We start from the raw sequence: 13258 nt of genomic DNA, 5'->3' as shown, positions 1-13258 counted from the left end.
AGGCCGTGTAGGCCGTGTAGGCCGTGTAGGCCGTGCAGACCGTGTAGGCCGTGCAGACCGTGTAGGCCGTGCAGGCCGTGCAGACCATGCAGACCATGCAGACCATGCAGACCGTGTAGGCCGTGTAGGCCGTGTAGGCCGTGCAGACCGTGTAGGCCGTGCAGACCGTGCAGACCGTGTAGGCCGTGCAGGCCATAAATTTATAGCAGAGCTTAGGCCTCAATCGCAGGGGAGGGGGCTCAAAACCAACAACATTTAAAAAGGTTTTTCGGGAAAGTTCAGCGTCAGCTACAAGCTCACGCTCCAGGGCAGCGATGCTCGCCGTGCGTCGGTCGGCCGCAGCTAAATTGACGCCTAGCTGTAAATTTTCGCGGGCCTCGCGGGAAACTCTCTCATCGGCTCCGGGTGAGCTGTGGAGACGTCGGTTTCATGCCCCCACCATTGCCCTCGACGCTATACCGACGCCGGCCCGGTCCACGCAAACACGCCAAGATCATGGACATTACCGTCGGCCAGGACCCTGACCTCCCCGGAGGCGTTATAGCCGTACCCAGCGTCGGCATCTTCTGGGGTGTGCCGGAGGGCGATCGCACCGTGCTGGTAATCGACCGTACGCCCCTGGCGGAAGCGGAAATCTACGGCGACTGCCTCACCCACCCGCGCGGGCACCACGAGGTCTGGGAGGCCTGGCGCAGGCTCGGCGCCACGGTGTTGCGTCGTCGCGGCCTGCCACCGGCCATCGCAGGCCACGAGTACGAAGCGTTCCCGCGCGGGCGGGTGGTCTACATGCGCGGACCCGCGCTGTTCACGCTCTACGCTGATAGGCGCCTGCAGCGGCCGGAGACTATCGCCGAACTCGTTCGGTTGTTTGGCCTCGCCGGGGAGCGCCACGCGGTGCGATCGGACGTGCACTACCGCACCCTCACCTGACCCAGAGGTCAAACTACATGGGCGGTAGCTCAGACGACATTGAGGCGCTCCTCGTCGATTGCCACGACCTAAGCAACCCGACGCCGGGGATGCTGCCGGCGATCTTCCGCGACATCGTCGGACGGCTCGACGCGGAGGGCTACGCCTACGCCGTGGTCGGCCGCATCGCGCTGACGCTGCACGAGCAGGCGCGATACGTCGGCGTGATCGAGATCGTCGCCGACCTCGGCGCGGACGGGCGCGAGCGTGCCGCGGATCTCGTTCAGGCGACACGGGTGCGGTTCGCGCCGCACATGGACCCGAAGCTGTGCCCGCGGCCCATCGAGGTGACGCTGCGGCCCTGCGCCTGCGCGATCGAGGCAGGTCTACTGGTGGAAGCAATCACCCGCCTGTGGTTCGGCATTCCAGCGCGGCTGGCGAGCGCGGAGCATCTGCTCTGGCTGTGGTGCCGATCGGACGCCATCGATCATCCAGCGGACGCCTCCGCGCTGATCACGGGGGGCACGGTCGACCTCTACCGCGTGCAGAGCCTTCTGCGTGAGACGGATGACCTGGAAGAGACGGGGCGCGAGCGGCTGCGGCTAGCGATCGGTGACGCTGTCCTGTCGACGACGTCTTCGTTCAATCGGTACATGAGCGAGCGGCGCGCCCGGCTCGATCCGTACTATGTGCCGGTCTGGCACCGCATCCTCGAAGATGGTGACGAGTCAAAGCCTGGCTGATCGAGTACGAGTTCGCTCCGCCCCCACTTTCTGAGGCGTCGGCAGCGACCGAGGGCCCCGGCAGCTCGCGTTGCAAATGCAGGACGTCGCTGTGCGCTGGGACGCTCACTGCTTCAGCCGGGCGTGAAGACGTAGGCAGCTCACGCGTCACGGCGACCGGCACCCGCGCGAGGACATCGGCGCCATCGCTACAGAGGTCAGCGGCGGATCCGCCTGCTCACCACACCCCGGACGGCGCTATGTTTCTCCGAAACGCGCACAGACCGGATGCAAAGAGCGCCCTTACCCCGCCGGACTGCCCACCCCCACCGGCCGGCGGATCGCCAGCGCCGGCCACATCTGCGGCCATCCCCGCCGACGTACCCACTGGCCCGACACGCGTCAGGCCCCGTCCGCCCTGCTGGGGCCACGCGATGGCCGGCCCCTGCTCGGCCCCAGACACGGCAGCCTCCTGGCTGAATGCCGACCCCGCTTACCTCTTGCACGGCGACCACCAATCGGCAGCACCCTCTCCCCGACAACGGCGTTTCCGGGCGTTTCGCGGCCCCGCCAAGTGTTTGAAACTTAAGCGGTCAGAATGGCTCAGTTCGGCCGACAAGCGGCCTACTCGGCCACCGGCGAGCTACAACTCGCCCCTGGCACAACAACCGCTATTCTACCGCGACTGACCCCGCCTCGGCCATTCAGCCGGCCAGCTAAATCTCCAAGAAGTGGGCATTCGCTTCCTGCTCGAACGGCAGCCCCATGGGGATACAATCTGTCAGGCAATTTCGGGCATCGATGGCGGTCTCCCATCGACCACCCCAACGCAGGGCCGACGCCACGATGCGAACGATCGTTTATGCTGATGGCGGTTGCGATCCTAACCCAGGGCCAGGCGGTTGGGGCGTCGTCGTTGCCGCCCCGGACAGCACGGTCGAGCTGTGCGGCGGAGAGCCCGGCACCACGACCAACAACCGCATGGAGCTGACGGCGGCGATCAAGGGCCTCGAGCATTTCACGGCCGGGGCCGCGATTGAGATGCGCTGCGACAGCCAGTACGTGGTCAAATCGGTGACCGAGTGGATGCGCGGTTGGAAGGCGAAGGGCTGGCGCACGACGACGGGTGACGTGAAGAACGTCGATCTCATGAAGCGCCTCGACGAACTGAACGCGGCGCGGGACGTCAAATGGACCTGGGTCCGGGGGCATGCCGGCGATCGTCTCAATGAGCGCGCAGACGCTCTCGTCCACCGGGGTCGTCGCGAAGCGAAGCTCGGCAAGCTCGAGTCGCGGAACAGTGCTGCACCCATACCTGCCCCTGCGGCCGCACCAGCGTCGCCGAGCCAAGGCGCCGCCCTGCGCGTCGATCTGGCGCTTGGCCTCCAGGTCACGCGGGCCGCGAAGGCGGCGGGTGTTACGCCCGACGCTCTGGTCGACGATGCGATCCGGTTCTACCTCGAGATCGGACCGAGCGAGGTCGCCCGCCTGCGATCGAGCCGAGCATAGGGGACGAGACTGATTGCGGTGACGCCTGGACGCTGGTTCGATCCCGGCCCCGCTACATGCGTTCGCCGCTCGAACATCCGAGGGCCTGCTTTTTGACCCATTGCGGGCCTTCCGCCCTGCCTATTCGAATGTATGCTCGGAAGGCGAAGCGGCCCTGAAAGCGGCGGCCATGACATCAGCATGTCGGGGCCTATTGTCATGCCGAGGCGCACAACTTCGGACAGCGTCCCTCTCAGGCCACTTCCAGTCCCGGAACGGCGTGGCTGCCCTTGCGGACGACCTCGGCCTTTCCCAGATGCGCCCTCCCGCCAAGCCGAAAGCATCGACCTCATGATAGCCGCCGCGCCCCACCCATCCCGCTGACCGCGGAGCGCCGCAGCATAGGCTCGGCCTCCGCCGATTTCGGAGGCTTCATGCCTAACACGTTCTTCAGTAGCGACAGCCACTTCGGGCACGCCTCGATCCTCAAGCCGACGATGGACCGGCCCCGCCCGTTCGCCACCGTCGCGGAGCACGACGAGGCCCTGGTCACGGCCTGGAACGCGGTCGTCAGGCCGACCGATATCGTCTGGCACCTCGGCGACTTCGCCTACCGGTGCGACCTCGCTTACGCGGCTTCGATCAAGGCTCGGCTGAATGGGCGAATCCGTCTCGTCCGCGGCAACCATGACGCGCTCGGCGAGCAACTCGACTGGGACGGGCCTATCGTCGACGTGCAGCGCGTCTTCGTCCAGGACCCAGGCATGCCCAAGCCCTAGGCGATCTGGTGCAGCCACTACGCACACCGGACCTGGCCGCACGAACGGCACGGAGACCTGCACCTCTACGGCCACTCGCACGGCAGCCTGCCCGGCACCCGGACAAGCCTGGACGTCGGCGTCGATTGCTGGGGCTGGGCCCCCGTGCGGCTGGAGGCAATCCTGAAGCGAATGGCCGCCACATCGGAGAACCACTCGGTCGGCTAAGATCCCGGTCGTCCCGGTCAAACGCGCTCGACCCGGGCGAAGCGCCGAGCGCCGCAAGTGAGCGTCAGCGTCAGGCGTGCACGCCCAGGCTCCCTGCCGCGATCTCCAGGGGCTGATTGGTCTCCCGAGCGGCCACCACCGCAGCGACGTCGATTTCCGGCGTCGGGGCCAGATCAGTGGGCGGGGACGGGCGCAGGTCGATGATCCCCCGCTTGACCTCGCGAGCCGCGGGCCAGACGAAAGGCTCGCGCGGCATGTCCGCAAGCGCCTCGATGCCAAGCAGGGAACGGCGGCCGACGTCACAGGCCGAGGCGCGTTCATCCGAGTAGATGCCGATGTACGACCTAAGCATCCTCGTGATGTCGGCGTCGAGTTGGGCGAAGGCTGCTTCGTCGTTGCAGAACCCGTAGTGCCTTCCCCAGCCCATGACGGCACCGTCCACCCGCCGCAGGGTCGCAAGCAGGGACTGGGATTTGGGAAGGGGCGAGCCATGCCTGCGCGCCCGGAAAGCCACGCTGCTCTCCCGGAGCGTCTCCTCCAAGGACTTGATGAGCCTGTTGCGTGCCTTGGTCGTGGGGCGGATGAAGCCGTTCCTCAACTCGATCCCCAGGAACTCGAAGCCGTCGGCGACGCGCTGCGGCTCCGCATGCGTCTTCTCCGCGGAAAGGCTCATGCCGAGGGAAGCGAGATGGCGGGATGCACGGCGCATCCTGGCGGCGGCCGCCTTTCTGGTTGGGGCGAGGACGATGAAGTCGTCGATGTAGCGAATGCAGCGGCAATCGCCCTCGTTCATGATTCTGTCGAACCGGTGGAGAATCAAATTTCCCAGGAGCGGCGAGAGGGAGTTGCCCTGTGCGACGCCGATATCGTGAATGGGGAACTTGGCTGCGCGCTCCCGCAGGTCGGCCATGTTGCTGAGCTCGACCTTCACGGCGTCCGAGAACAGCGCCATGAAGTCGGGGTCCCCCACCACTTCGGCGATGATGTCCGTGACCGCGGATTTGGAGATCCTCGTGAAGAAGCCGCTGATGTCGGCGCAGGACACGTAGGCGGCACCACCTCCTATGGCGGTCAGGACCTCCTGGATTGCGGCCGGCACGGCGGCGAGGGGCTGCCCCTCCGCCTTCCTGATACCCCCGAAACTGTTCGGGTTCTCGAAGTACGGCTTCAGGTCGGAAATGCCCGTCAGCACACCGAGGAGCGACCGCTGGACGATGCGGGCCTCGACGGTCGCAATCACGATGGGACGGATGTTCATCCGGTCCCGCTTGTCGCCTTTCGGGATCGGGACCGCCCTGGCAGGCGGGAAGCGATACGTGCCACGTCGCAGGCGGTCGCCCAGCGACTGAAGCTTCGAGGACGCTTTCTCGCGAAACGCCTCGATCTCCGAACTCACCGTCTCCGACTTGGAGAGCCGGCCGTTCTCTTCGATCTTCCGCCAGGCGCGCTCAAGGTTCGGCCGACTGCGAACCTGCTTCAGGAGCAGCGACCCGGCCATGTTAAGCAACCTCTGGTGTTGGGGCCCTGTTGTTCCACCCATACCCGTCCGACCAGGCTCTGCCCTCTCCGGAGGTACCAATCGGCCCTATCCGAACGGCCCTGATCATGGCTCGCGCCACGACCGTGCCGCCGCTCCACCACCCCGGGCAACCGGGCGAGCCGGCCCCCGTCGCGATGAGAGCGAAAGAGATCCCCGCCAGGAACGCCGTTAGACGTCGCCCGCCGGTTCGCGCCGCCTTCCGGCTGGCACGTTTTTGCTTGTCGCGTCGCGCATCGTCTCCGCCCTCCAGCCACGTTACCGTTTTTGGCCGGCGCGCAAGCCTCCGATGCCCGCGCAACCCCGCCCCGCCCGCGAAAAAATTCGTCCAGCCGCCCAACAGGTCCCATCGAGAGATAAGGTTGCGGCTAGTCTTAGGTCGAACAGGACAGGTCTGCCCTCTCCGGAGGTACCTTTCGGCCCTATCCGAACGGCCCTGATCATGGCTCGCGCCACGACCGTGCCGCCGCTCCACCACCCCGGGCAACCGGGCGAGCCGGCCCCCGTCGCGATGGAGACAAAAATGCAGGAACGCCAGGAAAGCTTAGCGTTGGCTGCGCCGCAAGGCCCCGACCTGAGATGCCCACAGGCAGCACGAGGTCACCGAGCTCGGCATATACCGCGAGACCTAAGGATGGCCTGATACCGGGGCAGGCCCGGCTATTCGACCTTCAGCCTCTTGGCCGCGGCGGGGCACAGCATCTTAAACTGCTCGATCAAGGGCGGCATGCCCGAAGCGCACGACGTATCGGTATCGGCGCCTTGGGGAAAACGTGTCCTCCCGGCCTGACGGTCCCCGTAGCGATAGGCGACCGTACCCGCCCGGCAGTTCGCCTCGGCCGTCATCGTGGCCCGGCCCTCGCTCCGTAGATATTTCACGACGCATTGTGCCGTCGTAAGCTTGCCCCCGTACTGCTTGGTCTCCCCACCGGGGTCGCGTTCGCAATACTCTTGCAGATCGGCCTTGGCGACGATGCCGCGCATCGTGGCCCGCGCGGTGTCGATGCCATCCCGCTCGACGACCGTGCCGTTCCAGCCCTTGCAGGACGCGAGGGGGAAGTCCCCTGCCGCCAGTGTCGGCATCCCAGAAACGGCCAAGGCCGTGAGCATGTAGACGGTGAGCCTCAACGGTGTTCCTCCGGCTCGATGCGAAGTGAGGCCGCTTGGAAAGCGGCGCCATCGCAAGAGCCAATCCCCGTTGTCCACAGGCGTCCACACCCGCCTGTTGTCGCAAGCGCGGCCGCTTGCGCGGAACCGGGCCCCGATGTTCCTAATTTGTTCCGTCAGATTCGCGGAGCGAGATCATGCAAGCCAGCGGCATCACCATTGGCCTTCCCATGCCGGTGCCACTCTTGGCCCAACCGGTCCGGGCAGGGTTTCCCAGCCCCGCGGACGACTTCATCGAGGAAGAAATCGACCTGCAGCGCCTGCTCATCGCGAACCGACCCGCGACCTTCCTGGTGCGGGTGGCCGGTGACAGTATGATGCTCGCCAAGCTGTTCGACGGGGACCTCGCCGTGGTCGACCGCTCGCTCACCCCGCGAAACGGCGACATCGTTGTGGTCGACATCGACGGCGAACGCTCGTTCAAGGTCTGGCGTCGCCAAGGTCCGCGCATCTCGCTGTCTTTCGCCAACCCTCGCTTCCCAGAGTTCCAACTTTCGCCCGGCGCCGAGGTCGAGGTCTGGGGCGTCGTCTCAGGCTCGATCAATCCGAGGCGCCGCAGCGAGTGAGCGCCCGGGCCTACGCCCTCTCGGACGGCAACAGTTTCTACTGCTCGTGCGAGCGCGTCTTCGATGCCAAGCTGGCCCGCGCGCCGGTCATCGTGCTCTCGAACAACGATGGCTGCGCCATCGCTCGCACCGCAGAGGCAAAGGCCCTCGGCATCCGCATGGGAGAACCATACTTCAAGATCCGGCAGATGTGCCGCGCCCAAGGTGTCAGGGTCTACTCGTCGAACTACGCCCTCTATGGCGACATGTCGGCCCGGGTGAATACGGTCTACCGGCGCTTCTCGCCGCGCATCGAGATCTACTCCATCGACGAGAGCTTCCTCGACCTCTCCGACGTCCGGGAGCGGGATCGGGTATCGCTCGCCCGGGACATGCGCGAGACCGTGCGGGCCTGGACGGGCATCCCGACCTGCGTCGGAATCGGCCCGACCAAGACGCTGGCCAAGCTCGCCAACCACGTCGCCAAGAAGGTGCCGGAGCTCGGCTGGGTCTGCGACCTGACCGACCCGGTCCAGTACGAGCACTGGATGGTGCGCATCCCGCCAGAAGACATCTGGGGCGTCGGACCGGCGAACGCCCGCAAGCTGCAGGCCCTTGGCTGCGAAAGCGCGGCGGACGTTCGCGATCTCGACGCCCGGGCCGCCCGCAAGGCCCTGACCGTGGTGGGAGAGCGGCTCGTGCGCGAGCTTCGTGGCGAGGCCTGCCTCGACTTGGAGGAGATGGCGCCGACGCGGAAGGGATGCGCGGTGACCCGGAGCTTCTCAGATCGGGTCGAGGACCTCGCTACCATGGAACAGTCGATTGCGGCGCACGCGACCCGGCTCGGGGAAAAGCTCAGGCGCGAGGGGCTCGGCACCGACCACGTAACGGTCTTCTTCCACACTTCAAAGCACGACCGCGACCGGCCGCAGAGGTCGGTCTCGACGGTGATTACCCTGCCGGAAGCCTCAAACGATGGGCTGGTCCTCGTGAAGGCCTGCTTGCACGGCGTGCGGAAGATCTGGCGCGACGGCTTCCGCTACTCGAAATCCGGTTTGGTCACGACCGACCTCGTACTGTTGACAGCGTCGCAGCGGGCCATCCCGGGCCTTGGCCAGTTTGACCGCGAGCACGGCGCGGCGCTGATGTCGGCGCTCGATGCCTGCAACATACGCTTTGGTCGCGGGACCGTGGTGCCCGCCGCCGCCGGGTTCGCGCCGGCACGGGGATGGTCGACGAAATTCGAGATGCGCTCGCCGCGCTACACGACGCGTATCGAGGAGCTTCTGACGGTAACTGCCGCATAGTCCTCTGACCCGACGAGCGCGAGCGCGCAGGCAGGCGCACTTCATGGAGAAAGGCAGGACCGCTTCGGACGAGCCGCCGGCGAAAGCAGATGGACTGCTTTCGACCCAACCTAGCCGCCCGGACCCCTCCCGTCGCTTCTCCGAAGCGGCCGTTCGTCGGCGGTCTAGCGTCTTCGTTCGATGCACCCTTTTGCGGTGTGCGCCTTCTCACCGCGTCTTTTATAGCAGGTGCCTTAGGGAGCCCAGATGAGCATCAGCATCTACGACGTCAGCGTCCCCGTCTTCGTCAACGCGCTTCGCAACATGAGCATTTGGCTCGACAAAGCGGCATCGGAGAAGCCAGAAGCCGAGCTGCTCGTCCAGCGGCTGGCTCCCGACATGAAGCCTCTGCCTGCTCAGTATCAAATGGCATCCGACAGTGCGAAGAACGCGGTGGCACGGCTCGCCGGGATCGAAGCGCCCTCGATGCCCGACGTCGAGGCGACCTTCGCCGAACTCAAGGAGCGCTGCGCCAGGACGATCGCCTTCATTGAAGGCATCGATCCGGCGGCGTTGGCCTCAGGCGCGAACCGGGAGGTGGAGCTGAAGTTCCCGAATGGCATGGGATACCGCTTCAGTGGGCAGGCCTATCTGACCAGCTTTGCGCTTCCGAACTTCTTCTTCCACGTGACAACAGCCTACGGGATCCTCCGCGGCGCTGGCGTGAGCCTCGGCAAGCCGGATTTTCTCCAGCATCTCGGGCCGCCGAACATTCACGCCGCGAAGTAGTCGCTCCAACTCCCCGCGGTCGGAGGAGCATTCGACCGTGTCCGACCTAAACAGGTCGTGCTTCAACCCAACGCACGGCGTCGATCAGGGCGCGGAGCGCCGGGGTAGCCTGCTGGCTCGGATGGTAGAGGTGGTAACCGGGGAAGGGCGTGCACCAGTCCGCCAGAACCTGCACGAGGTGGCCCGCCTGGATGTCGGCGGCCACATCCTCCTCCAGCATGTAGCCGAGCCCGGCACCGGCCCGCACGGCCGCCCCCCCAAGGGCCGCATCATTGACGGTGAGTTGCCCGCTTGCACGCACGCGCACGTCTTGGCCGTCGCGCGCGAACTCCCACGGCAGCAATCCACCCCCGCCGACCAGCCGGTAGTTGACGCAGTTGTGCGCCTCCAGGTCGGCAGGCGTCCCGGGCCGCGGATGGCGCGCGAAGTAGGCGGGTGTGCCGACCACCACCGTGCGCAGGTCCGGTCCCAGCCGCACCGCTACCATGTCGCGCTCCACCGTCTCGCCGAAGCGGATGCCGGCATCGAAACGGGCAGTGACGATGTCGGTGAGGCGGTCGTCGATGACGACCTCAACTGAGACGGCCGGATGATCGAGGAGGAAGCGCGGCAGGGCTGGGTCGAGCACTTGGCGCGCGGCCGAGGAAAAGGTCGTCAGCCGCAGCGAACCAGACGGCGCGCCGCGCCAGTCGGCAAGCGCTGCAAGCCCGCGCTCGACCTCCGCCAGCGCCGGAGCCAGCGAACGCACGAGCCGCTCGCCCGCCGGCGTCGGCGCGACGCTACGCGTGGTGCGCGCGAGCAGCCGGACCCCGAGCCGTTCCTCCAGCCCCCGCACGGCGTGGCTGAGCGCCGAGGGGGACAAGCCGAGCTCGGCCGCCGCCCGCGTGAAGCTGCGGGTGCGCGCGACCGCCGCGAAGGCCGCGAGATCATCGAGCGTGCCCCGTCGCATTCCTGAACTCCGCTCACAAGCCCTTGCCGATGTTTGGGGCTAATCGCCTACGAACGGCGGCTCTATCCTGTGGGGTATCAGCAGGGATATGCAACAATGGACCTCACGCATTACCGTACGCTCGGCCGCTCCGGCCTTGCGGTCAGTCCGCTCGCCCTCGGCACCATGACCTTCGGCACCGCGCGCTGGGGGCTGGACGAGGCCGGCAGCCGCGCCGTGTTCGATGCCTACCTGGAGCGGGGCGGCAATTTCATCGACACAGCCGATGTGTACGCGGGCGGTGAGGGCGAGGCGATGCTCGGCCGCTTCATCGGCGAGCGCGGCTTGCGCGACCGGATCGTCCTCGCGACGAAATCTGGCTTTGCCACGGGCAAGGGGCCGCACGCGGGCGGCAACGGCGCCAAGCATGTTCACGCGGCGCTGGAAGGCTCACTACGTCGCCTGCAGACCGATTACGTCGATCTCTACTGGGTGCACGTTTGGGACGGGATCACGCCGGCGGAGGAGCTGCTGGAGACCATGGCTGGTCTCGTGCGCGCCGGGAAGGTCCGGTACTGGGGTCTCTCGAACACGCCCGCGTGGTACGTCGCCAAGCTCGCGACGGTGGCCGCAATACGAGGCCTGCCGGGGCCGATCGCGTTGCAATACTTCTACGCGCTCGTGAACCGGGAGGTGGAGGACGAGCATGTCCCGCTCGCTGCCGAGTTCGGCATGGGCGTGGTGCCATGGTCGCCGCTCGCCTACGGGCTGTTGAGCGGCAAGTACGATCGCGTGACGGTTGAGGCTGCGGGTCCGCGGGCAGGCGGCCTGCCGAAGGATGCTGCTCAGTCGGGCGAGGCGCGCCCCGCCGACGACAAGCGTCTCGACGGGTCCAACCCGTTCGGAGACAGCCTATTCACGCCGCGCAACTGGGACATCGTCGAAGGTGTGCGCCGGGTGTCGGTGGCCATCGGGCAATCGCCGGCGCGCGTTGCGCTCGCTTGGGTGGTCGGACGATCGGGTGTCGCCTCGACGCTGATGGGGGTGAGCCGGCCGGAGCAGGTGGCCGACAACATCGCCGCGCTCGATCTCATGCTTTCCCCGGAGCATCGCGCCGCCCTGGATGCGGTCAGCGCACCGGTGGAGCCGCGTCTGATCTACGGCCTGTCCCGACCGTCGTTGCGGCAGGCCGTCGTGTTCGGCGGCGCGCAGGTTCAAGCCCCAAACGAGATGCTCTGAGGAAACCCCTTCCTCGCTCACTCGCTCTCGGGTGGAGCAAGTCACCGAAGGACAGTATTCCGCGTCGTGAGCTTTGGCCGCGAGGTCCGCTTTCAGCGACACGACGCCGAGAGCGGACCGGCAGCTTACCTGAAGAGTTTCGGTCGCCGCGAGGCGTACGAAAGTCGTGGATGAACGAACCCGCGGGATGGCGGGCGGTCCTATGGGGATTTGGGTTAGGCGTCGCCCCCAGGGGCGGAGCAACGGTGGGCAAACCTCGCCGGTTGCGAGGCTGAGGGCTGCCGGACTGGCGGGCCCCCGGGTCTTGGCGAAGCCGACCGGGGTTCGACGATCGCGGTTGCGCGGCCCATCCTGGCATTCGGCACACGGTGAGGCATGCCCCGGGGCGCGGCTCCGCGGGTGGTTGGCGGCGTCAGGCCATGCCGGGTCATGGCGAACCGGCCCGGTGCGACGTGGAGCGGAACGGCGGCCCCCGGGGCTGATGCCAGCCCGCGAAGGACCCGACGATCATCATGGGACCGCCGCAGCAGGGGCAAGGCGAGCGGGCCTTGCCGGGGCTGTCCTGCGGATCGGGCGCGTCGGCGGTGGGGCGAGGCGGGGCCGGGACGCCGAGGATCGCGCGGATGTGGGCCAGGCCTGCCTTCCGGTTTGCGCCCGTGAGGAGGCCGTAGTGCCGGATGCGGTGGAAGCCGCGCGGCAGGACATGGAGCAGGAAGCGCCGGATGAACTCCGTGGCCGACAGGGTCATGACCCGCGGCCGTCCGGCCTCGTCGCGCCGGTAGTCCTTGACGCGGAAGCTGACACTCGCCCCGTCGAAGGCGAGGATGCGTCGGCTGGAGATTGCGACGCGGTGGGTGTAGCGCGCCAGGTAGGCGAGCACGGCCTTCGGCCCGGCAAACGGCGGCTTGGCGTAGACCACCCAGCGCTTCCTGCGCACCGGGGCGAGCGCGCGGGCGAAGGCCCTGGGATCCGAGAGCGGAGCCAGGGTGCCGAAGAAGACGAGCGTCCCGGCCTCGTGGAGGGCGGCGAGCCCTTCGAGGAACAGGCGGCGGAACAGCATGCCCAGCACCCGCACCGGCAGGAGGAAGGCAGGGCGCGACGCGACCCATCGGGTCCCGTCCGGCGAGAGGCCTCCGCCGGGGACGATCATGTGGAGGTGGGGATGGTGGATCATGGCCGAGCCCCAGGTGTGGAGCACGGCGGTGAGACCGATGCGGGCCCCGAGGTGCTTCGGGTCGGCGGCGATCCGCATCATGGTGGTGCTCGCCGCTCGGAACAGCAGGTCGTAGACGGCGGCCTTGTTGTGGAAGGCGATGGCGGCGATCTCGGCCGGCAGGGTGAAGACGACGTGGAAGTAGCCGACCGGCAGGAGGTCGGCCTCGCGCGCGGCGAGCCAGTCGCGGGCCGCCGCGCCCTGGCAGCGGGGGCAATGCCGGTTGCGGCAGGAGTTGTAGGCGATGCGCAGGTGGCCGCACGCATCGCAGCCCTCGACATGGCCGCCGAGGCTGGCCGTGCGGCAGTGCTCGATCGCCGCCATCACCTTCAGCGTGTCCAGGCTCAGATGGCCGGCCTGATCGGCGCGGTAGGCTGGACCGGCGGCGCGGAAGACGTCGGCCAGTTCGATGGTGGCGGCCGTCGTCGTGCCCGTCGTGGCGGGCATCG

At 67.3% G+C, this 13258-nt stretch carries 12 protein-coding genes and 1 pseudogene; 8 read left to right on the top strand and 5 right to left on the bottom strand.

From position 1 onward, the window contains the following. On the bottom strand, nucleotides 1-196 hold a 196-nt coding region (locus MFF40_RS12790), incomplete at its 3' end, for a hypothetical protein (protein ID WP_238260762.1). A gap of 398 nt (nucleotides 197-594) precedes the next feature. Here MFF40_RS12790 and MFF40_RS12785 point away from each other — a divergent pair. From MFF40_RS12785 to MFF40_RS12770, 4 genes and pseudogenes are all read left to right on the top strand, one after another. Then, the gene (locus MFF40_RS12785) at nucleotides 595-930 is read left to right on the top strand and encodes a hypothetical protein (RefSeq protein ID WP_238260760.1); all 336 of its coding nucleotides are present in this window, start codon (nucleotides 595-597) and stop codon (nucleotides 928-930) included. A gap of 89 nt (nucleotides 931-1019) precedes the next feature. Beyond that, nucleotides 1020-1652 carry a hypothetical protein gene (locus MFF40_RS12780; protein WP_238260758.1) on the top strand — a complete coding sequence of 211 codons (633 nt, stop codon included), beginning with the start codon at nucleotides 1020-1022 and terminating at the stop codon, nucleotides 1650-1652. Nucleotides 1653-2477: 825 nt separating this feature from the next. Then, nucleotides 2478-3140, top strand: a complete 663-nt coding sequence (gene rnhA / locus MFF40_RS12775; RefSeq protein ID WP_238260756.1) for a ribonuclease HI — start codon at nucleotides 2478-2480, stop codon at nucleotides 3138-3140. A 413-nt stretch (nucleotides 3141-3553) separates the two neighbouring features. After that, nucleotides 3554-4105, top strand: a pseudogene (locus MFF40_RS12770) (metallophosphoesterase). 70 nt (nucleotides 4106-4175) lie between these two features. On the opposite strand, the gene MFF40_RS12765 reads toward MFF40_RS12770, so the two are convergent. Further along, nucleotides 4176-5603: a reverse transcriptase domain-containing protein gene (locus tag MFF40_RS12765; protein WP_238260754.1), complete on the bottom strand. Its 1428-nt coding sequence runs from the start codon at nucleotides 5601-5603 to the stop codon at nucleotides 4176-4178. 699 nt (nucleotides 5604-6302) lie between these two features. Beyond that, a complete protein-coding gene (locus tag MFF40_RS12760; RefSeq protein ID WP_308447704.1) occupies nucleotides 6303-6770 on the bottom strand; it encodes a hypothetical protein in 468 nt (155 codons plus the stop codon). Between the two features lie 176 nt (nucleotides 6771-6946). On the opposite strand from MFF40_RS12760, the gene MFF40_RS12755 reads away from it, so the two are divergent. The 3 genes from MFF40_RS12755 to MFF40_RS12745 all read left to right on the top strand — a co-directional run bounded on the left by MFF40_RS12755 (nucleotide 6947) and on the right by MFF40_RS12745 (nucleotide 9429). Continuing rightward, complete coding sequence (locus MFF40_RS12755) at nucleotides 6947-7375, top strand: LexA family protein (protein WP_238260752.1); 429 nt, start codon at nucleotides 6947-6949, stop codon at nucleotides 7373-7375. Continuing rightward, a complete protein-coding gene (locus MFF40_RS12750; protein WP_238260750.1) occupies nucleotides 7372-8661 on the top strand; it encodes a Y-family DNA polymerase in 1290 nt (429 codons plus the stop codon). The genes MFF40_RS12755 and MFF40_RS12750 overlap by 4 nt, the downstream gene beginning before the upstream one ends. A gap of 246 nt (nucleotides 8662-8907) precedes the next feature. After that, nucleotides 8908-9429, top strand: a complete 522-nt coding sequence (locus MFF40_RS12745; RefSeq protein WP_147853320.1) for a DUF1993 domain-containing protein — start codon at nucleotides 8908-8910, stop codon at nucleotides 9427-9429. A 46-nt stretch (nucleotides 9430-9475) separates the two neighbouring features. On the opposite strand, the gene MFF40_RS12740 is transcribed toward MFF40_RS12745, so the two are convergent. After that, nucleotides 9476-10378: a LysR family transcriptional regulator gene (locus MFF40_RS12740; RefSeq protein ID WP_147897111.1), complete on the bottom strand. Its 903-nt coding sequence runs from the start codon at nucleotides 10376-10378 to the stop codon at nucleotides 9476-9478. A 96-nt stretch (nucleotides 10379-10474) separates the two neighbouring features. Between MFF40_RS12740 and MFF40_RS12735 the strand changes: the two genes are divergently transcribed. After that, on the top strand, nucleotides 10475-11596 hold the full coding sequence (locus MFF40_RS12735) for an aldo/keto reductase (RefSeq protein ID WP_147854088.1): 1122 nt from the start codon (nucleotides 10475-10477) through the stop codon (nucleotides 11594-11596). A 427-nt stretch (nucleotides 11597-12023) separates the two neighbouring features. Here the strand turns inward: MFF40_RS12735 and MFF40_RS12730 are convergent, their stop codons facing one another. Beyond that, entirely contained in the window at nucleotides 12024-13256 is a 1233-nt protein-coding gene (locus MFF40_RS12730) for an IS91 family transposase (protein WP_238260748.1), read from the bottom strand. Nucleotides 13257-13258 lie beyond the last annotated feature (2 nt).

The organism is Methylobacterium mesophilicum (genome assembly GCF_022179445.1).
Classification (GTDB): domain Bacteria; phylum Pseudomonadota; class Alphaproteobacteria; order Rhizobiales; family Beijerinckiaceae; genus Methylobacterium; species Methylobacterium mesophilicum.
Note: the sequence above shows the minus strand (reverse complement) of the source record. Positions and strands in the feature narration are given on the sequence as shown.